This is a genomic window from Vreelandella indica (genome assembly GCF_037070225.1).
In the GTDB taxonomy this organism is placed as follows: Bacteria; Pseudomonadota; Gammaproteobacteria; order Pseudomonadales; family Halomonadaceae; genus Vreelandella; species Vreelandella arctica.
On sequence record NZ_JBANSO010000020.1, the window covers coordinates 59194 to 83101 of the forward strand.

Annotated in this window: 20 protein-coding genes; 12 read left to right on the plus strand and 8 right to left on the minus strand. The window is 52.4% G+C overall.

The genetic code is table 11. The features are described from left to right. Positions 1–13 precede the first annotated feature (13 nt). From V8L71_RS14375 to V8L71_RS14385, 3 genes are all read left to right on the plus strand, one after another. A complete protein-coding gene (locus V8L71_RS14375) occupies positions 14–478 on the plus strand; it encodes a ferritin family protein (protein ID WP_008956600.1) in 465 nt (154 codons plus the stop codon). Positions 479–632: 154 nt separating this feature from the next. Then, a complete protein-coding gene (locus V8L71_RS14380; RefSeq protein ID WP_336274540.1) occupies positions 633–1262 on the plus strand; it encodes a L,D-transpeptidase family protein in 630 nt (209 codons plus the stop codon). 225 nt (positions 1263–1487) lie between these two features. Next, a complete protein-coding gene (locus V8L71_RS14385; protein ID WP_008956598.1) occupies positions 1488–1751 on the plus strand; it encodes an Lpp/OprI family alanine-zipper lipoprotein in 264 nt (87 codons plus the stop codon). A gap of 154 nt (positions 1752–1905) precedes the next feature. On the opposite strand, the gene V8L71_RS14390 is transcribed toward V8L71_RS14385, so the two are convergent. Beyond that, positions 1906–3060: a L,D-transpeptidase family protein gene (locus tag V8L71_RS14390; RefSeq protein WP_336274541.1), complete on the minus strand. Its 1155-nt coding sequence runs from the start codon at positions 3058–3060 to the stop codon at positions 1906–1908. Positions 3061–3170: 110 nt separating this feature from the next. Beyond that, positions 3171–6620 carry a transcription-repair coupling factor gene (mfd, locus tag V8L71_RS14395; protein WP_336274542.1) on the minus strand — a complete coding sequence of 1150 codons (3450 nt, stop codon included), beginning with the start codon at positions 6618–6620 and terminating at the stop codon, positions 3171–3173. Positions 6621–6868: 248 nt separating this feature from the next. Here mfd and V8L71_RS14400 point away from each other — a divergent pair, with 248 nt between their 5' ends. The 9 genes from V8L71_RS14400 (at position 6869) to sthA (ending at position 16723) form a co-directional block, all read left to right on the plus strand. Beyond that, positions 6869–8323, plus strand: a complete 1455-nt coding sequence (locus V8L71_RS14400) for a glyceraldehyde-3-phosphate dehydrogenase (RefSeq protein WP_336274543.1) — start codon at positions 6869–6871, stop codon at positions 8321–8323. A 319-nt stretch (positions 8324–8642) separates the two neighbouring features. After that, complete coding sequence (locus V8L71_RS14405; RefSeq protein ID WP_336274544.1) at positions 8643–9992, plus strand: Na(+)-translocating NADH-quinone reductase subunit A; 1350 nt, start codon at positions 8643–8645, stop codon at positions 9990–9992. Continuing rightward, positions 9992–11218 carry an NADH:ubiquinone reductase (Na(+)-transporting) subunit B gene (locus V8L71_RS14410; protein ID WP_336274545.1) on the plus strand — a complete coding sequence of 409 codons (1227 nt, stop codon included), beginning with the start codon at positions 9992–9994 and terminating at the stop codon, positions 11216–11218. The genes V8L71_RS14405 and V8L71_RS14410 overlap by 1 nt, the downstream gene beginning before the upstream one ends. Further along, complete coding sequence (locus V8L71_RS14415; protein ID WP_101145750.1) at positions 11218–12039, plus strand: Na(+)-translocating NADH-quinone reductase subunit C; 822 nt, start codon at positions 11218–11220, stop codon at positions 12037–12039. Before V8L71_RS14410 ends, V8L71_RS14415 begins: the two co-directional genes overlap by 1 nt. Positions 12040–12041: 2 nt before the next feature. Further along, the gene (locus tag V8L71_RS14420) at positions 12042–12710 is read left to right on the plus strand and encodes an NADH:ubiquinone reductase (Na(+)-transporting) subunit D (RefSeq protein ID WP_336274546.1); all 669 of its coding nucleotides are present in this window, start codon (positions 12042–12044) and stop codon (positions 12708–12710) included. A gap of 1 nt (position 12711) precedes the next feature. Then, positions 12712–13329, plus strand: coding sequence for an NADH:ubiquinone reductase (Na(+)-transporting) subunit E (gene nqrE, locus V8L71_RS14425; protein ID WP_240719763.1), 618 nt, complete (start codon positions 12712–12714; stop codon positions 13327–13329). Between the two features lie 72 nt (positions 13330–13401). Then, the gene (gene nqrF / locus V8L71_RS14430; protein ID WP_176303677.1) at positions 13402–14634 is read left to right on the plus strand and encodes an NADH:ubiquinone reductase (Na(+)-transporting) subunit F; all 1233 of its coding nucleotides are present in this window, start codon (positions 13402–13404) and stop codon (positions 14632–14634) included. Positions 14635–14899: 265 nt separating this feature from the next. After that, positions 14900–15154 carry a (Na+)-NQR maturation NqrM gene (nqrM, locus tag V8L71_RS14435; RefSeq protein ID WP_008956588.1) on the plus strand — a complete coding sequence of 85 codons (255 nt, stop codon included), beginning with the start codon at positions 14900–14902 and terminating at the stop codon, positions 15152–15154. Positions 15155–15331: 177 nt separating this feature from the next. Beyond that, positions 15332–16723 carry a Si-specific NAD(P)(+) transhydrogenase gene (gene sthA, locus V8L71_RS14440; protein ID WP_336274547.1) on the plus strand — a complete coding sequence of 464 codons (1392 nt, stop codon included), beginning with the start codon at positions 15332–15334 and terminating at the stop codon, positions 16721–16723. 38 nt (positions 16724–16761) lie between these two features. On the opposite strand, the gene V8L71_RS14445 is transcribed toward sthA, so the two are convergent. The 6 genes from V8L71_RS14445 to leuS all read right to left on the minus strand — a co-directional run bounded on the left by V8L71_RS14445 (position 16762) and on the right by leuS (position 23866). Further along, entirely contained in the window at positions 16762–17961 is a 1200-nt protein-coding gene (locus V8L71_RS14445) for a GGDEF domain-containing protein (RefSeq protein WP_336274548.1), read from the minus strand. Between the two features lie 289 nt (positions 17962–18250). Continuing rightward, on the minus strand, positions 18251–19201 hold the full coding sequence (locus V8L71_RS14450) for a PA2778 family cysteine peptidase (protein ID WP_336274549.1): 951 nt from the start codon (positions 19199–19201) through the stop codon (positions 18251–18253). Between the two features lie 10 nt (positions 19202–19211). Continuing rightward, positions 19212–19616, minus strand: coding sequence for a PA2779 family protein (locus tag V8L71_RS14455; RefSeq protein WP_008956584.1), 405 nt, complete (start codon positions 19614–19616; stop codon positions 19212–19214). An 85-nt stretch (positions 19617–19701) separates the two neighbouring features. Then, positions 19702–20769, minus strand: coding sequence for a DNA polymerase III subunit delta (holA, locus tag V8L71_RS14460; RefSeq protein WP_336274550.1), 1068 nt, complete (start codon positions 20767–20769; stop codon positions 19702–19704). Next, the gene (locus tag V8L71_RS14465) at positions 20766–21260 is read right to left on the minus strand and encodes an LPS-assembly lipoprotein LptE (protein WP_008956582.1); all 495 of its coding nucleotides are present in this window, start codon (positions 21258–21260) and stop codon (positions 20766–20768) included. The genes holA and V8L71_RS14465 overlap by 4 nt, the downstream gene beginning before the upstream one ends. Beyond that, positions 21257–23866, minus strand: coding sequence for a leucine--tRNA ligase (gene leuS / locus V8L71_RS14470; protein WP_336274551.1), 2610 nt, complete (start codon positions 23864–23866; stop codon positions 21257–21259). The genes V8L71_RS14465 and leuS overlap by 4 nt, the downstream gene beginning before the upstream one ends. Between the last annotated feature and the right edge of the window lie 42 nt (positions 23867–23908).

The following is a 23908-nucleotide window of genomic DNA, read 5'->3' on the forward strand; positions in this document are numbered from 1 at the left end:
AAAGGAGATCATGATGCGCTATAACCAAGTTAAAGATTTAGTCGAATGGGCGGCAGGTTTTCACGCGCGCATGGCGCGACAATACAGCGAGGCTGCTGATAAAGCCGACAATGAACGCTTAAAAATGGGATTAGATTACCTCGCCAGCCGTGAATTGAAGATGAAAACGGGTCTAGAAGACTTGTTCCATGACGGTACGGATCATTCTGAGGTGCTGGAGACGTGGTTCGATGAATCGAGCGAATTCCCTGAGCCACCTGAGCTGGATCGAATTGCGGAGCAAACCGTTACAGGCTCCATAGAAGATGCCATGAAAACAGCCACCACCGCCCATGAGCGTTTGCAGGCGTTGTACAAGCATCGTGCCGCACGCTCGAGAATTGAACCCGAAGCAGAATTCTTTGATTCGCTAGCTGAAGGGCATAATTCTGAAATACGTCACATGATGGCGAGTATGGAAGAGTTGCAGGGCGTTTAATGAGTATGTGCCACTGGCGAGCACATCATCGCTTCGGGACGACCCAAAGCGGTATTATGACGAAATTACTTACGGCGGATGTGGGAATAAGGTATAACAGCCACCCTATGCGTTTAGTTGGTCCACCACAGGCTAATATGTTTCGAGAGCTGCCATGTTTTTAATCAATCGCCGTCGGTTTTTAGCTATGGCGCTGAGCTTGCCAGCGGTTGCTAGCGCTGCTGTCACTGCACCTAGTCAGGCTGCTCCCTCTGACCTTATCGAAACAATGCTTACGCGCGCCCATGTGCCGCGCCATAGCAATGAGCTGTGGGTACTGATTGATGATCAAGAGGCCACGCTCAGTGTGTTCCGTGGTAATGAGCTTTTAGAGCGCTATGCGCCCATATCCCTAGGGCGTGCAGGGGCGAAGACTCAGCGCGTTCGTGGCGATAACGTGACTCCTAAGGGTGAGTTTCGTATCAATCGTTTTAATTACGAAAGCCAGTGGCGTACGTTCATGGGGATTGATTTCCCAACGCCAGCCCATGCACGCATGGCGCTTGAAAAAGGGATTTATTCCCAAACCGATTATGAAGATTACTTCGATTTCTACCGACGTAACGGCCATCCGCCACAAAATACAGCGCTAGGTGGTGCGATTGGGATTCATGGCTTGGGTAGTGCAGACCCCGATATTCATGGTCGCTATCATTGGACTCAAGGGTGTGTTGCCGTTACCAACGAGCAAATTGATCGCTTGGCAGAACTAGTGGGTGTTGGCACCCGTGTAGTGATCCGTTAAGCTATTGCCGTTGAAGGAAGTTCGAGGTTTTTAAAAAGTGGCTATAGACAACCGCTGTAGTCTATTATAAAACAGCGTTTGACTTGCGTGCTTCGCAGCACAAGTCACTGTAAAGAACCTGCACCGCAGGTAGACAAATTTAAGCTAAGCACATTTTTAATGTGCGTAACCTTACCTTTGTCATACCCTTAATGTAGTACCCAAGGACGACTCAAGGAGAACACTATGACTCTGAAAACTACTCTGAAGATGACTGCTGCTGCTGCTTCTCTGGCAATTCTTGCTGGTTGTGCTTCTACCGGCGCGCTGGAAGAAGTTCGCATGACTGCAGAATCTGCACAGGCTGACGCTGCAGAAGCACGCAGCATGGCTTCACAAGCTATGAACACTGCAAACCAAGCCCAGCGCGATGCGCAGGCTGCTCTGCAGATGTCTGAGCAGAACCGTGAAGAAATGAACCGCATGTTCCAGCGTTCCATGCAGAAGTAATTCTGCTTGGAGCTGCTGGGGAGCCACTAGGCTCTCTCAGCGGTTGCTGTATGCAAGTCGTAGTTGGTAAAGATGTTAGGTAAGTAGTTTTTGCCGCTAGCTACGCAAAAAACCCCGCCTCGGCGGGGTTTTTTGCTACTGCCGTATCCGTGTATTAGGTTTCTTCTTCGCCACTAGCTGCAGCGCTGAGCTCAACTTCGTTAATCAGCTTAACAGGTTCGGGCTCTGGCTCAGGTGCTGGCGCTTGTGGGCCATGCAGGGCAATAAAGCGGCCATCGGGGGCTTCAACGGCCCGCTGTATCTGTTCAGCATCTATTTCAATGTCGTTGTCAGTTAGCTCAGTGACGCGCTCTACGGCATTTAGCAGAGGTTCAAAGCCTTCCACGTTCTCTTCCAACTGCGGAAACGACTGTACAAACAGCGTGCCGTCGGAAGCCCAGCCTGCTTTAAATGGCGCATCCATTAAATTAACCTGTGTACCGCTCGGTAAGCGCTCGTAAAGCGATTTGATATCCTCAGGGTACATGCGGATACAGCCGCGGCTAACGCGCATACCGACGCCGTCAGGGCGGTTGGTGCCGTGTATTAGATAGCTCGGCATGGCGAGTAGAATTGCATGCTCGCCCAGTGGGTTGTCAGGACCTGGTGGCACCACGGAAGGCGCTGGTTCACCACGTTCAGCTGCTTCACGACGCATGGAGGAGGGGGGCGCCCAGGCAGGGTCTTTAACTTTAACGGTGGTGCGGGTAATGCCCACTGGCGTTGCGAACTCTTCACGCCCTACGCTGACCGGGTACGTTTCAACGATGCCGGGCTTGTCAGCAGGGTAGTAGTAGAGACGTAGCTCTGAAAGGTTAACCACCACCCCTTCGCGTGGGGCAGGCGGCAAAATGTACTGAGCGGGGATCACTACCTCGGTACCCACGCCAGGCACCCATAAGCTGACATCTGGGTTGGCCATGCGAATTTCTTCATAGCCAATGTTATGGCGACGGGCGATATCAATCAGTGTCTGCTTGGGGTCTTCGACCACAACTGTGTAGCTCTCACCGATAACGTCACCGCTTTCGGGTAGGCGGAAGTGACCACGAGGCAGTTCATCTTGGTCAGCAACCTGAGCGGCGCTGTCGACAGCGTCTATGCTGATTTCCTGTGCTTTCTCCTGCTCCTGCTCTTGAGCTAGCTCTTGGGGTTGGCTGTCGGCCTGCTCGGCAGTTGATTGCGCAAAAGCAGGGCTTGCCAAGCTTGCGGCTAAAAGCACTGCCAAGCTAGTGGGGCCCCAGAGGGTAAAGGTGTCGCGAATGTTCATGTTCGTTCCTAATATGTTAATTCACTGCTGATGCGCGTCGTTGGGCCACTGATGTTAATCCACGAGGTGGGTTAACTAGGGCATGGCTACTGTCAAGTTTGCCCCAAGCGTCACGCCGCCGCTACTTTTTGATTAAGCGTACTAAGTAGGTTTTCAAGCTGTTGAAAGCGTTTGTCGACGCTTTCCATAGGCAATTCAAATCTTAATGTGTCCGAACCGTCTAAACGGTAGTGCTTCGGAGATGTCTGAATGAGCGTCACCAGGGTCAGAGGATCTACTTGAGTCGAGCCATCAAACAGCACACGCCCACGGCTCTCGCCTGCTTCAATCTTGCTGATCCCCAACTGTTCTGCACGATGACGCAGCTTGGTCTGGCGGATAAGGTTCTTAAGGGGGGCAGGCAATAAGCCAAAACGGTCAATAAGCTCAACCTGTAGCTCTCTGAGCTCGCCATCGCTCTGAGTATTGGCAATTCGCTTATATATCACCAGGCGCTGCTGCACATCATGAATATAGTCATTGGGGATCAATGCAGGCAGGTTAAGGCTAATTTCCACGCCAGTATTGAAGGGTGCATCGATATTGGGTGTTTTACCCGCGCGAATAGCCTTCACTGCCCGGTCAAGCATCTCCATGTACAGTGTATAGCCAATGGTTTCCATCTGGCCGCTCTGTTCATCACCCAGTAGTTCGCCCGCCCCGCGTATTTCCATGTCGTGGCTGGCCAGGGTGAAACCAGCGCCTAAGTCATCCGAAGCGCTAATGGCTTCCAGTCGTTTGATGGCATCACGGGTCATCGCTTTAGGTGGCGGTGTCAGCAGGTAAGCATAAGCCTGGTGGTGGCTACGGCCAACTCGGCCCCGCAGCTGGTGAAGTTGTGCCAAGCCAAACTTATCAGCGCGTTCGATAATGATGGTGTTAGCGCTAGGCACATCAATACCGGTTTCAATAATGGTTGAGCATACCAGCACATTAAAACGGCGATGATAGAAGTCCGACATGATGCGTTCGAGGCTGCGCTCAGGCAGTTGGCCGTGGGCAACCGCTACCCGCGCTTCAGGAATCAGCTCACGGATTTTTTCGGCACTGTTCTCAATGGTTTTGACTTCGTTATGCAGCACATATACCTGCCCGCCGCGTAGTATCTCACGTAGCAGAGCTTCTTTAATGATACTGGCATCGTGCTGCTGAACAAACGTTTTGACCGACAGGCGCCGTGCGGGCGGGGTGGCGATAATCGACAAATCGCGGATGCCACTCATGGCCATATTTAGCGTGCGCGGAATAGGCGTCGCGGTTAGTGTCAAAATATCGACTTCAGCGCGCAGCGTTTTGAGCTTCTCTTTTTGCGCCACCCCAAAGCGGTGCTCCTCATCAATGATCAGCAGACCCATCTTGGGCAGCTCAACGCTTTTGGCTAGAAGCTTGTGGGTGCCAATCACGATATCGGTTTGGCCGCTTTTAACACTTTCTAATGTTTGGGTAACCTCTTTGCCGCTGGTGAAGCGAGATATCAAGCCGATATTGACGGCAGTGTCGGCAAAGCGGTCGCGGAAATTTTCGAAGTGCTGACGCGCCAGTAGCGTGGTAGGCACCAGGACCACTACTTGGCGACCTGATTGTACGGCGATAAACGCCGCGCGCATGGCCACTTCGGTTTTGCCGAAGCCTACGTCACCACATACCACGCGATCCATGGGCTGCGGCGACGTCATGTCGCTGATCACCGCTTCAATGGCTGCGTGCTGATCGGGAGTCTCCTCGAATGGGAAGTTGCTCGCAAAGCGAACATACTCATCGCCTGGCGTTTCGTAAACCACGCCCTGTTGAGCTTCCCTTCGAGCGTAAACATCCAAAAGTTCAGCGGCGGTATCGCGAATCTTCTCGGCGGCTTTGCGACGAGCTTTTTCCCACTGATCGGAACCCAGCTTATGCAGCGGCGCCAGTTCATCACCGGCACCGCTGTAGCGGGAGATCATATGTAGGCTGTCGACTGGTACGTAAAGTTTGGCGCCATCGGCGTAGGAGAGCGCTAAAAACTCGTTGGCCTGACCGCCGGCCTCCAATGTTTCCAGCCCTATGTAGCGGCCAACGCCATGTGCCTGGTGAACCACCGGCGCGCCTTCGCGTAGTTCTGAGAGATGGCGGACCGCAAGCTCGTTATCATCGGTAGCTTTTTCACGCCGCCTGCTCTGGCGTACCACATCGCCAAATAGCTCTGTCTCACTGATCACTGCAACGCTTGGGTTGTTCAGCCACAGGCCGCTGTCCACCAAGCCTTCGGTAATGGCGTAGGTGTGATCGCTGGCGAGGAAGTCGTGAAAGCTATCGGTATGTGGGAGCGAAAGCTTAAGCGGCGCCAATATCTCTTCCAGCGCTTCGCGGCGGCCCCGTGATTCCGCTACAAACAGCACCCGGGTTTCGGCGTGAGACTTCAAAAACGCCGTAAGCTCGCCAAGTGGCTGCTTAGCGCGGGCATTAATCGACAGCGTAGGCAATGGTGCTGCTTCAGGCAGATGCGCATGGCGCTGCTCGCTGTTTTCAGTTAGCTCTATGCGCGGGCGTGCTTTTATAGCCGAAAAAACATCACTGACCGGGAAAAACGCCCGGTGAGGTGGTAGCAGTGGCCGTGTAGGATCAACACCCAAGTTAACGTAGCGTGCATCAATAGACTGCCAGTGTTGTTCGGCCGCATTAAGCACACCAGGCAGTAGGGCGACCCGGGTGTCGTCGGTTAGGTGCTCAAACAGTGAAGCGGTCTGCTCAAAAAACAGCGGCAGATAGTGCTCAAGCCCCGGAGAGGGAATGCCCTTTAATGCATCGTTATAGAGAGGGCACTGGCGCGGATCGACATCAAATAGGGTTTCAAACTGCTCACGAAAGCAGGCGATGGCACTTCGGCTCAGCGAGTACTCGTGGGCAGGGAGCAACTCTAGCGACTCAAGTTTATCGGTTGAGCGCTGACTGCCGGGGTCGAAGTGACGCAGTGTGTCGATCTCATCGTCAAACAGATCGATGCGGATCGGTTCGTCCATGCCCATTGCAAATAGGTCGATCAATGCCCCACGCATGGCGTATTCGCCTGGTTCATACACCGTTTCCACGGCGCGATACCCCGCCCGTGAAAGCGATTCCCGGAACGTTTCGCGATTCAAACGCTCACCGGTTTTGAGCGTCATTACCCGCCCGGCGATGTACTCGACCGGCGGTAAGCGCTGCATCAGCGTATTGATCGGCACCAATACAATGCCACGCACGCCATCTTGGAGCTGGCGCAGGGTGCGTAGCCTCGCTGAGACAATGTCCTGGTGGGGCGAAAAGCTATCGTAGGGTAGCGTTTCCCAATCGGGAAAGGGCAGTACGGGTACATCGCTATAAAAGTACAGATCTTGTTCCAGGCGCTGCGCACTGGCCGTATTGGGCGTAATCACCAATAGCGGGGCGTGCTTGGCAACGCGAGAGAGTGCCAGAGCAGTCGCGCTGCCCGGCGGCGATGTCCAGTAGAGCGTATCGCGAGTCCCTTGAGGCTGGGGCGGTTCGAGCAGAGAGAAAGTCGGCATAAGCAAGATATCGTTTTGCGCTGAAACGGAAAACAGATCATACACGATCACCCGTTTCAGTTAGAGTGCCGCGGCTTTAGGTAGCGGGTTAATCTGTTATGAAAGTGGTTTTGTAGTGAGATTGGCGTTTCTGTAATACCCCTACATGTTGTGCGACTATCCATTCATTGCGGCGACTGCGCTTGCCCCGGATAATGAGCTGAATTATCGGTTTACGACCCTGTTTCCACTACCTGATGAGGCCGCCCGTGAGTCAGCAAGCGCTCGAAAACGTTTTTCAAGAATGGCAAGGCAACGAAGCCTTGGCGGAGCAGATGATCCCATTGGTAGGGCAGCTCTATCGTCAGAATAATGTTGTTGCCACCATGTTTGGACGCTCGCTCATCAAACGGTCAGTCATCCGTATTCTCAAAGACCACCGCTTTGTACGCAAACTGGAGGGAACCGAGCTCTCCGTTGAAGATACCTACCCGATTCTTAAAAGCATGGTTGAGTTAAATCTTGGCCCTGCGCATGTCGATGTGGGCAAGTTGGGGGTAATGTTTAAGCGCCAGGGCGGGGGCGATGTTGAAGCCTTTCTGCGTAAAGAGCTGCACGAAATTATTGATGGTTATCAGCCAGGCGCCAGCACCGGTGAGCCACAAGATGTGGTGCTTTATGGTTTTGGCCGTATTGGCCGGTTATTGGCCCGGGTGATGGTTGAAAAAGCCGGTGGCGGCAACCTGCTACGCCTGCGCGCTATTGTTGTACGTGGCCGTGGCGATGTGGCAAAGGACCTTGAAAAACGTGCCAGCCTGCTGCGCCGCGATTCCGTACACGGGCCGTTTGACGGTACCATCATGGTCGATGCAGAAGCGCGCACGCTGACCGTAAATGGCAATGTCATTCAGGTTATCTATGCTGATTCACCGAGTGAAATCGACTACACCACCTACGACATCAACAGCGCCGTTATCGTTGATAATACCGGTATTTGGCGTGATGAAGAGGGCCTGGGCCAGCACTTGAAGTGCAAAGGTGCTGCCAAAGCGTTGCTGACAGCGCCGGGTAAAGGCGATATCAAAAATATCGTTTACGGTATTAATCACGAATCGATTGGCGATAACGATCTTATTGTTTCAGCCGCGTCATGTACCACCAACGCGATAGTGCCGGTATTGAAGGTGCTTAACGATGAGTATGGTGTGGTAAACGGTCACGTTGAGACCGTGCATGCTTACACTAATGACCAGAACCTGATCGATAACTACCACAAAGGCGACCGGCGTGGCCGCAGCGCGGCGTTGAACATGGTCTTAACCGAGACGGGCGCGGCTAAAGCTGTCTCCAAAGCACTGCCTGAGCTTGAGGGTAAGCTAACCGGTAACGCAATTCGCGTGCCGATCCCCAATGTTTCCATGGCCATTCTTAACCTGACACTGGACAAAACGACTGATGCGGCTGCGCTAAACGATTACTTGCGCCGCATGTCGATTGATTCTGCTTATCAAAAGCAAATTGACTTTGTTGACTCGGCAGAAGTGGTCTCATCGGACTTTGTAGGCAATCGCCATGCTGGCATTGTTGACGCCAAAGCGACTATCGCCAACGGTCATCATGCGGTTGTCTATATGTGGTACGACAACGAATTTGGCTATAGCTGCCAAGTCGTGCGTATTTTACAACAGATGTCTAATGTGCGGTTCTTAAAGCTGCCGCGTTAAATAGCTAAATAATAATATTGCTAAATTAGCTTCTCTGCGGGGCTATCAAGCGAAATAATGATGCAGCGCCACCTTCGGGTGGCGTTTTTTTGTCTCTATGCCTTCCGTTTGCCAATGTATATAGCACTTTTGGAGATCATCAGGGATGTGGTCATTGGACGCGCTTATCTTTATAATACGATGGATTTTTCGGGGTGGTTCAAGTGCTGCTTGGGCCGGACTGGTAACAATCTGAGCAGAAAATAACAATTCGCTGAGCAGAAAATAAGCATTCGAACCCCATACCTTCGTATATCCGATCCAACAACTGGGCGAGACTATGATCGAAGTCAAAAAAGGCCTGGATCTCCCCATCGCGGGAGCGCCCGAGCAGCGTATTGAAGATGCGCGGCCTGTGCGCCACGTGGCAATCCTGGGTACCGACTACGTTGGCATGAAGCCGACGATGGAAGTTCAGGAAGGGGATAAGGTCAAACTAGGCCAATTGCTCTTCACCGACAAGAAAATTGATGGTGTGCGCTATACAGCGCCCGCTGCTGGTGAAGTGCTTGCAATAAACCGTGGCGAAAAACGTCGTTTACTATCTGTTGTGATCAAAGTCGACGAGACTGAGGAGGCGATTGAATTCGCTGCTCATGACCGTAATGCCTTAACGCAGCTTGAACGCCAGGTCGTTGTTGACCAACTGGTGGAGTCGGGACTCTGGACGGCGCTACGCACGCGTCCTTTCTCGCGTACACCGGCAATCGATAGCACTCCGGCCGATATTTTTGTAACAGCCGTAGATACCCATCCTTTAAGCCCTGATCCTGCGCTGATCATTAATGAGCAGCCGCAAGCATTTGAAGATGGCCTCAAGGTGTTAGCGCGCCTTACCGAGGGCAACGTCTTTCTTTGTACAGGGGAAAACGCCTCTATTCCGGGCGGTGAGGTGGAAGGCGTCAAAACCGAAAGCTTTGCCGGGCCGCACCCAGCCGGGCTAGTGGGCACCCATATTCATTACCTTTCTCCCGTCGCTCTGCACAAACAGGTGTGGCACATCGGCTATCAGGACGTTATCGCGTTCGGTAAGTTCTTTGTAGAAGGGAAACTGGATATGAGCCGCGTGGTTGCCATTGGTGGCCCGCGTGCTGAAAACCCTCGCTTGGTACGTACCCGTATCGGCGCTAGCACGGATGAACTCCTGGCAGAAGAAGTCATCAAACCCGATGACACCCGTATCATTTCTGGTTCTGTATTTTCTGGCTTTACCGCGGAAGGCAAACTTACCTATCTGGGACGCTTTAGCAATCAGTTTAGTCTGATTGAAGAAGGTAATAAGCGCATCTTACTTGGATGGCTATCACTGGGCGCTGATCGACACTCTGTGCTGGGTATTTACCTTTCCAGAATTAAAGGCTTGCGTAACTACGCACCCACCACATCAACCAATGGTTCAGAGCGCGCGATGGTGCCCGTTGGCTCATATGAAACGGTGATGCCGCTGGATATCATGCCAACTCAGTTACTGCGTTCGCTGATCGTGGGCGACATTGAGGTTGCCATGCAGCTTGGATGTTTGGAGCTGGACGAAGAGGATCTGGCGCTGTGTACGTACGTTTGCCCCGGCAAATACGAATATGGCCCCATCCTGCGTGACAATCTCACCATGATCGAGAAAGAGGCCTGATGATGGGTATTCAACAGACACTCCAAAATATCGAGCCGCATTTCCACAAAGGCGGAAAGTACGAAAAGTTCTACCCGCTCTTTGAAGCGGTAGATACCATTTTTTATTCACCGCCAAGCGTTGCTAAAACCACCGCCCACGTGCGTGACGGTATCGACCTTAAGCGCATCATGATTACTGTGTGGATGTGTACCTTCCCAGCAATGTTCTTTGGTATGTGGAACGCGGGGTGGCAAGCAAACACGGCTATCGATGCAGGCTACGCCTCTATGGGTGGCTGGCGCGAAGCTATTATGATGACATTGGCGTCAGGTCATGATGCCAGCAGCTTATGGGCTAACTTTGTCCTCGGCGCGACTTACTTCTTGCCAATCTACTTAGTCACCTTTGTGGTGGGTGGTTTCTGGGAAGTGTTGTTTGCCATCAAGCGTGGTCACGAAGTTAACGAAGGGTTCTTCGTTACCTCAGTGCTATTCGCATTGATACTGCCCGCGACCATTCCGTTGTGGCAAGTTGCGCTGGGTATCACCTTTGGTGTGGTAATCGGTAAAGAGATATTCGGTGGTACGGGTAAGAACTTCTTGAACCCCGCGCTGACAGGCCGTGCATTTCTTTATTTTGCCTACCCCGCACAGATTTCCGGTGACGCTGTATGGGTTGCCGCTGACGGTTACACCGGTGCTACTGCGCTCTCGCTGGCGTTCCAAGATGGTATGACCGCGTTAACGGATACTTTCAGCTGGTGGGACGCCTTTCTTGGCTTTGTCCCCGGTTCTGTGGGTGAGGTGTCGACGCTGGCGATCTTTATTGGTGCTGCAGTGCTGCTGTGGACGCGGATTGCCTCGTGGCGAATCATGCTTGGCGTATTTTTGGGTATGGTCGTTACCAGCACGCTGTTTAACCTAATGGGCTCTGACTCCAATCCGATGTTTGCCATGCCGTGGTACTGGCATCTGGTGATTGGTGGCTTCGCGTTCGGCATGGTATTCATGGCGACTGACCCGGTGTCAGCATCGATGACCAACCAAGGTCGTTTGATATTTGGTGCGCTGATTGGTGTGATGACCGTTTTAATTCGCGTTGTGAACCCGGCTTTCCCAGAGGGCATCATGTTGGCTATCTTATTTGCTAACCTGTTTGCACCGCTGATTGACCATTTCTTCGTCCAGGCCAACATCAAGCGTCGCGTTAAGCGTACCGGCGTACCGGCCGAGGAGACTGCCTAATGGCACAAGGTAACAACTCCATCAAGAAAGTCCTGATTGTGGCGTTTGCACTCTGTATCGTGTGCTCCGTCATTGTCTCGACTGCGGCGGTCGCACTGCGACCCGCCCAACAGCTCAATCAGGAGCTTGATCGTAAAACCAATATCTTGAACGTCGCCAAGCTGTATGAGCCTGGCATGGACGTTGAAGAGGTGTTTAGCGAAGAGATCACCGCTCGGGTCGTTGACCTGGATACCGGTGAGTATTCTGATGAGTTTGACCCTGATACCTACGATAGCTTTGAAGCTGCTCGTGACCCGGCTTCGGGTCGCACGCTTTCTGGCGATCAGGATATCGCTGGTCTATCGCGTGTCGAAAACTACGCCACCGTTTATTTGATTGGTGGTGAAGACGACCCGGAACAGATCGTGCTACCTATTCGTGGCCAAGGGCTATGGGGCCTAATGCGTGGCTTCCTGGCAGTGGAAGGTGACGGCAATACCATTGTCAGTATCACTTACTACGAGCACAGTGAAACGCCCGGCTTGGGTGCTGAAGTCAATAACCCGCGCTGGCAAGCACAGTGGGAAGGTAAGAAAATTTACGATGAAGAGGGCGACCTCTCACCGGAAATTCACCTGACCAAAGGCGGCGCTAGCGACGAATACGAAGTAGATGCGCTATCTGGCGCTACGCTAACCAGTAACGGCGTAACTAACATGCTGCAGTTCTGGTTAAGCGAAGAAGCTTTCGGTCCCTATTTGGCTAAATTCCGCAGTGGTACTGAGCCGGAAGACGCCGAAGAGACTGATACCAACTTCGAAGACGTTGAGGGGGCCTGATCATGGCGGACGTAAATGCAAAAGGCGTTTTAACCGCGCCGATTTTCCAGAATAACCCTATTGCGCTGCAAATTCTGGGGATCTGTTCGGCACTTGCGGTAACCACCAGTATGAGCGTATCGCTCGTTATGGCGCTGGCGGTTATTTTCGTAACGGCATTCTCAAACCTGTTCGTATCGTTGATCAGGAACCACATTCCTTCCTCGATTCGTATCATCGTTCAGATGACCATCATTGCCTCGCTGGTAATCGTGGTAGACCAGATTTTGAAAGCGTATGCCTATGAGATGTCTAAGCAGCTTTCCGTATTCGTTGGCTTGATCATTACTAACTGTATCGTCATGGGGCGTGCAGAGGGTTTTGCGATGTCCAACACGCCGGGAATGTCATTTTTAGACGGTGTTGGTAACGGCCTTGGGTATGGTTTTGTGCTTATGGTGGTTGGCTTCTTCCGTGAGTTGCTGGGTGCAGGCAGCATTTTTGGTATCACTATCCTTCAGACCGTTCAGAATGGTGGTTGGTACGTTCCCAATGGCTTGTTGCTATTACCTCCTTCAGCGTTCTTCATTATCGGCTTACTGATCTGGGTGATGCGTGCAGTCAACCCAGAACAGGTGGAAGATAATGAGTTCAAAATGAAGGAAAACACCAAACCCAAGGAGGCCGTGTAACATGGAACATTATCTGAGTCTTTTTGTTGCTTCGGTGTTTGTTGAAAACATGGCGCTGGCCTTCTTTTTGGGGATGTGTACTTTCTTGGCAGTGTCCAAAAAAGTCTCCTCAGCGATTGGCCTGGGTATCGCGGTAATTGTCGTATTAACCGTCACGGTGCCGGTGAACAACCTAGTGTTCACCTACTTGCTACAAGAAGGTGCGCTAACGTGGACCGGTATCAGCGGTGCTGAAAACATTGATCTGTCTTTCCTTGGGCTGCTCTCTTACATCGGTGTTATTGCTGCTCTCGTACAAATCATGGAGATGTTCCTTGATAAGTACGTGCCATCGCTCTACAACGCGCTGGGTGTATTCCTGCCGTTGATTACCGTTAACTGTGCCATCCTTGGTGGTGTACTGTTCATGGTAGAGCGTAGCTATAACTTTGGTGAAGCCGTGGTCTATGGCTTTGGCGCGGGCACCGGTTGGGCGCTGGCTATTGCCGCGCTGGCGGGTATCCGTGAAAAACTGAAATACAGCGATGTGCCGGGTGGCCTCCAAGGGCTGGGCATTACTTTCATCACCGTGGGGCTAATGTCGTTGGGCTTTATGTCCTTCTCGGGCATTCAGCTTTAATCGGAGCCGGTTTTTCTCCAGCGGTGTCAGACACCGCTGGATAATAGAAACCTCCAGCAATAGGAAACCGACATGGTTGATACAACAGTCATCTTGCTCGGTGTTGTCATGTTCACGGTCATCGTTATTAGCTTAACGGCGATCATTCTGGCAGCGCGCAGCAAGCTTGTGAGTAGCGGGGACGTGACCATTGAGGTCAATGGCGACCCCGAACACACTTTGAAAACCCAAGCTGGTGGCAAGCTGCTTAATACACTTGCTGCTAACGGTATTTTTCTCTCTTCCGCCTGTGGTGGCGGTGGTTCTTGTGCTCAGTGTAAGTGCCGTGTAGAAGAGGGCGGTGGCTCTATTCTGCCGACGGAAGAGTCGCACTTCACCATGCGTGAGAAGAAAGAGGGCTGGCGCCTCTCTTGTCAGGTACCTGTAAAGCAGGACATGAAAGTTGAAGTGCCTGAAGAAGTGTTTGGGGTGAAAAAGTGGGAATGTGAAGTTATTGCCAACCCCAACGTTGCCACCTTTATCAAAGAGCTGAACCTGAAACTACCCGAGGGAGAAGAAGTTGCCTTCCGCGCCGGTGGTTACGTACAGCTTGTGGCACCGCCGTACGACATCAAGTTCTCTGACTTCGATATTGAAGAAGAGTACCGTGGTGATTGGGAAAAATTTGATATGTTCAAAATTTCCCATAAGAACAACGAGGAAGTGATTCGCGCATACTCCATGGCGAACTACCCGGATGAGAAGGGTATCCTCAAGTTCAACATTCGTATTGCGACGCCGCCTCCTGGCACTAACCATCCGCCCGGCCTGATGTCTACCTACGTCTTCAATCTTAAAGAAGGTGACAAGGTGACCGTGATGGGGCCGTTTGGTGAGTTCTTTGCTCGCGATACTGACGCCGAAATGATCTTTATCGGTGGTGGTGCGGGTATGGCGCCAATGCGTAGTCATATCTTTGATCAGTTGAAGCGCTTGAAGTCTAAGCGCAAGATTACCTTCTGGTACGGTGCGCGCTCTTGGCGTGAGACCTTCTATAATGAAGAGTATGACCAGTTAGCCGAAGAGTTCCCGAACTTCGAGTGGCACTTGGCGCTTTCTGATCCACAGCCGGAAGATAACTGGGAAGGGCCGACAGGCTTTATTCATAACGTGCTGTACGAAAACTATCTGAAGGACCATCCGGCACCTGAAGATTGCGAGTACTACATGTGTGGTCCGCCGATGATGAACGCCTCGGTCATTAAGCTGTTGCTTGATATGGGCGTTGAGCCAGAAAATATCCTATTGGATGATTTCGGTGGCTAATCAATCGTCATAATCGCAATGGTTATGAAGAAAGATTACTGCGGTAACAATGAGCGGGGCTGGCCTTTTGGTCAGCCCCGTTTGTGTTACTGATAGGTATTGTTAATGAGAAGTGCGCCGCGCTGATAACAACAGCCCACTGAGGTACAATAGGCTTAACAAACAAAGATTGTGAGGCACTAATCGGCCTGAATGCTGTAGATAGAGGTGATGGCCGGTTAGGTCAATAATAGAAAGCTAAGCAGTGACATGCTGGGAGGTTGTTATGGCGATTTGGTTACTGGTATTCGGCTTTATGGCACTGATTATGGGTGTCATGGCCGTGGGTGTCATCATGGGTCGTAAACCTATTGCAGGTTCATGCGGTGGTTTGAATCAAATAGGCATGAAAGACGGCTGTGATATTTGTGGCGGTAAAGACGAAGTGTGCGAAGAAGAGAACCGCAAGCGTGGCAGCGAGCGGCGCCGTAGTGACGAAAGTCGCGGTGCTGACCTAGGCTATGACGCCACCCGTCGTTAATAAGCCATATAGATAACGAAGAGGCGCATGTTCATGTGAACTGCGCCTTCTTAACGTTTATGCCACAAGTGCCTGTTTGTCTTGGACTGTTTGCCTGGGACTATCAGCCTTGGATCGTTTGTCGGCGATAGTTTGACGAGAATGGGTTAACCCGAATAGGAAGGAGACGCAGAGAGTATGGCGGTTCACAATTACGATGTCGTGGTAATCGGTACAGGGCCTGCGGGTGAAAGCGCTGCCATTAACGCTGCCAAGCATGGCAAACGGGTAGCGATTATTGAAAAGCAGGCTCAAGTAGGCGGTAACTGTACTCACTGGGGCACCATTCCCTCCAAAGCGTTGCGCCATCAGGTCAAGCAGATCATGGCGTTCAACACAAACCGCATGTTCCGCGATATCGGTGAGCCGCGCTGGTTCTCCTTTCCGAAAGTGATGGAGCGTTCACGTGGCACCATCGACAAGCAGGTAGAGATGCGCACGACATTTTATGCGCGTAACCGGATTGACCTCTTCCACGGTGTTGCCCGCTTTAAAGATGAACATACGCTGATAGTTCATGACCGCCAAGAAGGCATGGAAGAGCTGGTGGCCAAAAAAATCGTCATTGCTACCGGTTCACGTCCCTATCGCCCGGCGGACATTAACTTTCGGCATCCGCGCATTTACTGCTCCGATACCATTTTGAGCCTTTCGCATACGCCACGTACCCTAGTGATTTTCGGGGCAGGGGTAATCGGTTGTGAGTACGCGTCAATCTTTTCTGGGTTAGGCGTCAAGGTTGATTTAATCAATAACCGTGACAGCCTACTGTCATTCCTGGACGATGAAATCAGCGATGCGCTCTCCTATCACTTGCGTAAGCACGGTGTGTTGGTTCGCCATAATGAAGAGTATGAGAGTGTTGAGGGCGATGAATCAGGCGTCGTCGTGCGCCTCAAGTCAGGCAAGAAAATCCGCGCGGATGCGTTTTTATGGGCCAACGGTCGTACGGGTAATACCGATAGCCTTGGGCTTGAAAACATTGGCTTGAAGGCCAATGGGCGGGGCCAGCTCAGTGTTGATGAGCATTACCGCACCGAGGTGCCCCATATTTATGCAGCAGGCGATGTTATCGGTTGGCCAAGTTTGGCGAGTGCCGCCTACGATCAAGGCCTTAATTCATGCAACGAGCTGCTCGATAAAGAGTATCGCTTTGTCAGTGATGTTCCCACCGGGATTTATACCATCCCCGAAATTAGCTCGTTTGGCCCGAATGAGCGTGAGTTAACCGAAGCAAAAGTGCCCTACGAAGTAGGCAAAGCCTTTTTCAAAGATACTGCCCGAGCACAGATTACCGGTGATACCGTGGGGATGCTTAAAATACTTTTCCACCAGGACACCCTGGAAATACTCGGGATTCACTGTTTTGGCGATCAGGCGTCTGAGATTCTGCATATCGGCCAAGCGATCATGCAACAGAAGGGCGACGCCAATACGCTAAAGTATTTCGTTAACACTACTTTCAATTATCCCACCATGGCAGAAGCGTATCGGGTGGCCGCTCAAAATGGCTTGAATCGTGTTTTTTAACCTCAGCTTTCATTTCTTTCTAGTTTGGTAATACGCTGTTAGCTGATGAGAGAATGGCTGTAGTTTTTTGCTTTTTCAGCGTTTTCTGAAGCTTTGACGATGGGTGGTAACAAGCTTTCAACACGGTTGCGACCCAGCGACTTGGCTTGGTAGAGCGCTTTATCAGCAAATGAATACAGCTGCTCAAACGTAAGTGAGCCGTCATAACCCGTCGTTACGCCAATGCTAATGGTCGGGTTGGCATGTAAATTTAGGTCACCCAGCTCGCTAACTTCAATTTCTCGGCGCAGCCGATCCGCCACCTGTAGTGCATCATGGGTGGATGTGTTGGGCATTAACAAACAAAATTCTTCGCCACCAATTCTCGCTAATGTATCGGAGGGTCGACTTAGTTGACGCAGTTTTTTGCTGACCTGGCGTAGCACCTCATCGCCAGTAGGATGCCCATAGGTGTCGTTTATTTGCTTGAAGTGATCTAGATCTAACAACAGCAGGCTAAGCGGCGTTTTATCACGCTGAGCTTGAGTCAGCACTGCGAAGGCTACATTGACCAAATGGCGCCGGTTATACAGCCCAGTTAATTCATCGGTGAGCATTAACTGATGCATTACGTTGCGTTGTCGGTGTAGATGGATAACCGCCATGCAAAGCGTAATTGCCGCGCCGATTATGACTACCAGTAGCACATTGATAGCAATTGAGAGCCGCTGCATCACCAAGCTTTGTTGCGAGGATATTGTGTAGACTTCTTCCAATAGTTGGTCATAAAGCCATGCCAGGGAGCCGCCAACATTCATTGCACCACGCTGCAACGGTTCAATTAGCTCTGGATGCTGATGGACTTCACGGGCCTGCTGGTTCAGGTCAGAAAGACGATTATCAAGCTCGCTAAAATGATTAATAAGGTAGTTAACGTTAGAAGTGAGAAAGCGATTTTGCTCAATGTTGGTCTGTATGCTATTTAAATGCTGCTTGGAAGTTGAAATGAAGTGATCAATGTATTCAATATGTTCGTTGTTAGGCTGACGACTATTTCCTTCTTCCAACGCTTCTCGTAATTGAGGTGTCGCTTGCTGGGCCAGCATAATATCACTCACCAGTTTGGTGTAGTTGGCACTGGCTTTTTGACAAGTGTTGTATACATAGCTGCCCATGATTGCCGACAAGGTGCAGAAGATGACGGCGAAAAGGAATGCCAAACATCCGCGAGGCTGGCGCAAATGATGAAGAATCGTCATGACGCAATCAACGAGCTGTTAGTGATGACGTCTCTCTTTGCAAAATGTCGCAAACGAGCCAGCTCGTATAGTAAATATACACAACCATTAACAGAGCACTTACGTTTCAAAGGACAGTTCTGCATGGCACCTCTCCCGTCAATGGTTAGGTAGTCCAATGAACAACTTGAAGGCTTATCCTTATGTAACTTAAGCACTCACTCGCAAGGTATGCTATCCAACAACTTTACTAATCGCAGGATCATACTTGTGCTCGTTATTATTAGTAAATTTTATAGGTCTTTGATATTTATTGTGTATTCATGCTTTCTATGGCTAAGCGGGCTTTTTCCTGCCAGCTACCCGTCAGCGAGGCGGCCTGTTCCAACGCTTTTCGAGCAGCGACGGGTTCTTCTTGCTGAAGCAGTAAAAGGCCTAGATTTAGCCAGGCAGCGCCCATTTTTTCATCAAGCTTCGTTGCTCGTTCAAAGGCGTTGCGAGCTTTCTCTGGTTGTTGGTCAGCGTACAGCGCGTTGCCTAGCGCAAATTGTCCGATAGCATTGGTAGGGTGGTGCTCGTTAAACGTTTGCCAGCTTGATAATGCAGCCTGGGGGCCGTTCGTTTCTTCGTAGGCACTGATGGCTTCAAGGGCATTACGGGCAGTGATACCCGCAGGTAGCGTGCCGGGCTCGGCAACGACAAATCCCCAGCGTTCAGTGCGCGCCCAGGTGGCGTCGAAACGGCTAAACGACATCGTATGGCGTTCAATTTCGCCACTGCGCAGAATAAGCGTTTCACTAGGCAGGTCGTAGCCAATGGCCACCGCGTAGTGCCACATCGGGTAGATAGGGAGTGATAAGTTTTGCATCACCACCACCGGATCGCCTGCTGCCAGATGGCCTAACAGCGCATCCATGGTGCCGCGAATGGGATAAGCGAGTTGATCATAGCGTCGCACAGTCGCCAGCATTTCTGGCTGTACGCTGCCGTCGCGCTCAGGCAAGAACACCTGGGGGATGAGCTGCTCAACGTCTGTTTCGACATCCTGATGGTTGAGAACCATCGCCAGCGTGGCAGGGCCGCACTGAAACTCCGTTTGGGCGTAAAACGGTACGCTGGTGATTTCTGCATGGGGCGGAAGCGCTTGATAGGTACTTTGTAGCAGTGCCGGGTTTCGTGCGCAGCCGCTCAGCAGTAGCAACATAATAAAAACGCCCGCGAAGCGGGCGTTAGAAAGCATATTAGTAGACTTAGTGGTCATCAGCTGCCTATCAACGCGTAAACGGATAAACGTCGGTCAGGCCGAGAATATCGGTAATCAACAGAATGATAAAGACGGCAAAGAGGGCACCGATAACGCCACCACCGGCACCGGCAGGCATCATCTCGAGCTGGTCAGCCATTTGCTTTGCTTCAGAATCGCTTAAGGCAGCAACGCGGGCATCTACTTCGTTCAGGTCAACACCCTGTTTTAGCAGTTGATCCTGCACATCGGCGCGGGCCAGGACCTCGTTAATACGCTCACGGTCAGCGCCAGCACGATCAGCTGACAAAACAGATTGGGTAGAGACTAAATCAATGGATTGAGGCGCAGTGGGAGCTGCTGCAACGGGCAGGCTGGTAATAACAAGCGCCGCAATCAGGAGGGTGGAGAGGTATGCACGCAATGTTTTCATCGTCTTCTTCCTTATAGACTAGTCGGGGGGTGTGGAGTGAGTATAGAAACAATTGGTTCAATTTTTAAGTCTAATGTGCAAAGTACTAATTATTTGCACTAATGCGATAGGTCCAGGCGGATTCAGAAAGCAGCCCACGACCACCGGCCATGGTCATTGCCAGATCATGTAGGCCTGGCCACAGCGGTATTGTTGCAGCGCCTTTAACGGCTAAATCGAGCCGCTGTGCCATTAACAGCAATTTATGCAGGCGCTTCATTGGCAGGCGGCCAATCGCTTTTTGATAGGCCGGACGTCGCTTATCAAAAATCATCGGCTTTTGGCTTTTGCAGGCATGTTCAAAGCTTTGCCCTTGATCCAGATGCTGATGCAGCGAGAGGAGAGTGCGCAGCTCCCGGGTCAGTGCCCAAAGCACGATGGGGGCCTCGACCCCTTCACTACGCAATCCATTGACGATACGCGATGCGCGGCTAGGTTCGCCTTTTAGGCAGGCATCGGCCAAATTGAAAACATCGAAGCGTGTGCTGTCTTCAACGCCTTGGGCAATGCTTTCCACATTCAAGCGCGTGCCCTGCGGGTGAATCAGCGCTAGTTTCTGCAGCTCCTGGTCGGCGGCCAGTAGGTTACCCTCTGTACGCTCACCCAGCAGGCGAGCTGCATCCAGATCGATTTGTAAGCCGTGGAGTGACGCGCGATCCCTTAGCCAGTAACCCAACCGGGAAACATCGACAGGCCAGACCGGTACGAATAACCCTTGCTTATCCAGCGTTTTGAACCAGGCACTTTTCTGCTGCTTGGCGTCTAATTTGCCCATACTGATAAGCAAGATATCATCGCTGTTATCCAGTGTTTCGGCATACTGCGCTAGTGCTTTACTGCCTTCTTGCCCTAGCTTGTGATTGCCCAAACGCAATTCCATGAGCTTGCTGGTCGCAAACAATGAGAGGTTGCTGGACATCTCCATCAACCGACCCCAAGCAAAGTTGGGCTCTACATCGAGTACTTCACGCTCTTCAACGCCTGCTTGGCGAGCTGCTTTCCTTACAGCATCGCAGGCATCGCGATGTTGTAAGGGCTCATCCCCCGCCACGATAACCACGCGGGGCAGCTTTTTTGCTAACGCAGCGGGTAGCTGATCAGCAAATACCTTCACTGCATGCCCTCAATGTAAGCAAGGCGTTCGATGATTTGCTGAGACAATTGTCGAGCAAGCGTTTGCTCGGCTTCCATCATCAGCGTTTCACGGTTAAGGAGATCATCGTCGCTAACGCGAATACGCGTGCTCGTCGTCAGGGTCGCGTTATTGAGGTGATAGGCATTGGATGCCCGCTCTTGTACCGAAAGCGAAGTGCTCAGTGTCAGCTCATGTTCACGACTTGCGCGGCCATCACCACCCAATCGCCGCTCAATTAACGCAGGCGTACCCAGGGTGACCCGCCATGGGGCATCAGCCGTTACCTGAGTGCCTAACTGTTGAAGGCGCGCAGCGACCTGTTGGGCAACGGCACTGTTGGTGTCGCCCTCTAGGGAAAGGGGAGGCAGCGTGGGCAGTGATTCAGTACCCCGTAGCTGAAACCCGCAGGCGCTAAGCAGCACCGCCGCTGAGGCGGCGATGCTGGCGGTTAAAAATGTGCGTCGATTCATCCGCTCACCACGATGTTGACCAATTTGCCGGGCACCACGATCACTTTACGCACGGTGTTACCTTCAAGATAGCGCTGCACGTTTTCGTGTTCCATGGCGAGTTTTTCGATCGATGCCTTATCGGCGCTTGCGGGCACCTCAAGACGGGCACGCAGTTTACCGTTGACCTGCACCACCAGCTCAATGCTATCGCGGGTTAGGGCCGTTTCATCCACGGCAGGCCAAGTCGCTTCAATGGCCGGGCCCGTATGGCCCAGTGCTTCCCATAGGCTGTGGCACAGGTGCGGGGTAATCGGCGAGAGCAGTAATACACCGGCTTCCAACGCTTCACGGCTAACCGCGAGACCCAGTTCAGACGTGTCGTCGAACTTGCCGATCGCGTTGGAGAGCTCCATGACGGCCGCGATCGCCGTATTGAAGGTGGTGCGGCGGCCAATGTCGTCGCTGGCCTTCTTGATGGTCTCGTGAGTTTTACGCCGCAGTGCCTTCTGGTCATCATTGAGCGCGTCAATGTTGAGCGGCCCAGGCGTACCAGCCGCCAAATGCTCATTGACCTGACGCCATAGGCGCTTCAAGAAACGGTGAGCACCCTCTACGCCGGAATCCGACCACTCCAACGACTGCTCGGGCGGTGCGGCAAACATCATAAACAGGCGCACGGTATCGGCGCCGAACTTGTCGATCATCGACTGCGGGTCAACGCCGTTGTTTTTCGACTTGGACATCTTCTCAATGCCGCCCATCTCCACAGGCTCGCCGTCGCTCATTAATATAGCGCTCAGCGGGCGGCCTTTCTCGTCGCGCTTCACCTCCACATCCGCAGGGTTAAACCACTGCTTGCCGCCGTTATCGGTAGGGCGATAGAAGGTTTCTGCGATCACCATGCCTTGGGTCAGCAACTGCTGGAAGGGCTCATCGGAATCGACCAAACCGAAATCACGCATCAACTTGTGGAAGAAGCGGGCATACAACAGGTGCAGAATGGCGTGCTCGATACCGCCAATATAGAGATCTACCGGCAGCCAGTAGTTGGCACGTTCGTCCAGCATCGCCTCGGTGTTATCGGCACAGCAGAAGCGCGCGTAGTACCAGGAGGACTCCATAAAGGTGTCGAAGGTGTCGGTTTCACGGGTCCAGCCATCGCCCAGGTCAGAGAACGCGGGCATCTTTTTCAGCGGCGAGCCGGATGCATCGACGGTGACTTCCATGGGCAGCGATACTGGCAGTTCGTCGTCGGTTAACGGTACGGTTTGACCTTCTGGGCCGTATTTAACCGGAATCGGCGCGCCCCAGTAGCGCTGGCGGGCAACGCCCCAATCGCGCAAGCGGTAGTTGGTTTTGACTTCGCCACGGCCAAGCTCGGCCAATTTGGCCGCAATCGCATCAAAGGCCTGTTCAAAGCCCAGCCCATCGAACTCGCCTGAATTCACTACCGTGCCGTATTCGGCGTAGGCCGCTTCAGAAACGTCGGCAGGCTGGCCGCTTTCGTCGGCAATCACCGCTTTAATAGCAATGCCGTATTTGGTGGCAAACTCCCAGTCGCGCTGGTCGTGGCCGGGAACCGCCATCACCGCGCCGGTGCCAAATTCCATCAACACGAAATTAGCCACATAAACCGGCACTTCATCGCCGGTCAGCGGGTGAACCGCCCTATGGCCGGTGAGCATGCCTTTTTTCTCTTTGGTGGCCATTTCTGCTTCAGAGGTGCCGCCCTTGGCGCACTCATCGCAGAAGGCCGCCAGCTCACTGTTCTGCTCAGCCGCCTGCTTGGCCAGCGGGTGACCTGCGGCAACCGCGACATAGGTCACGCCTAGCAGCGTATCCGGGCGCGTGGTGTACACCGCCAGCGGGTCGCAGGTGCTGCCGTCTTTCGCCTTGATATCGGAGCCTTCAGCGGTCTTGATATCAAAGCTGAGCTCAACGCCACGGGATTTCCCAATCCAGTTACGCTGCATGGTTTTGACCTGCTCAGGCCACTCTACTTTATCCAGGTCGGCCAGCAGCTCGTCGGCGTAGTCGGTAATCTTCAAGAACCACAGCGGGATCTCTTTGCGCTCAACCAACGCGCCGGAACGCCAGCCACGGCCATCAATCACCTGCTCGTTAGCAAGTACGGTTTGATCAACCGGGTCCCAGTTCACCGTGGACATCTTCTTATAGACCAAGCCTTTTTCCACCAGCTTGGTAAAGAACCACTGCTCCCAGCGGTAGTAGCTGGTATCGCAGGTGGCGAATTCACGGCTCCAGTCGTAGGCAAAGCCCAGCGCCTTCAATTGATTGCGCATGTAATCGATGTTCTGGTAGGTCCACTCGGCGGGCGGCACCTGATTCTGAATGGCGGCGTTTTCAGCGGGCATGCCAAATGCATCCCAGCCCATGGGCTGCATGACATTTTTACCCTGCATGCGCTGGAAACGGGAGACAACGTCGCCGATAGTATAGTTACGCACATGGCCCATGTGCAGCTTGCCGCTAGGGTAGGGGAACATGGATAGGCAGTAAAACTTCTCGCGATTTGCGTCCTCTACGGCTTTGAAGCACTGATGTTTGTCCCAGTACTGCTGGGCGTCGCGTTCGATATCACGAGGGTTGTATTGTGCGTCCATCGGTTTATTAATGCCTTGGCGTATTCGCCCAAAAGGGGCGCA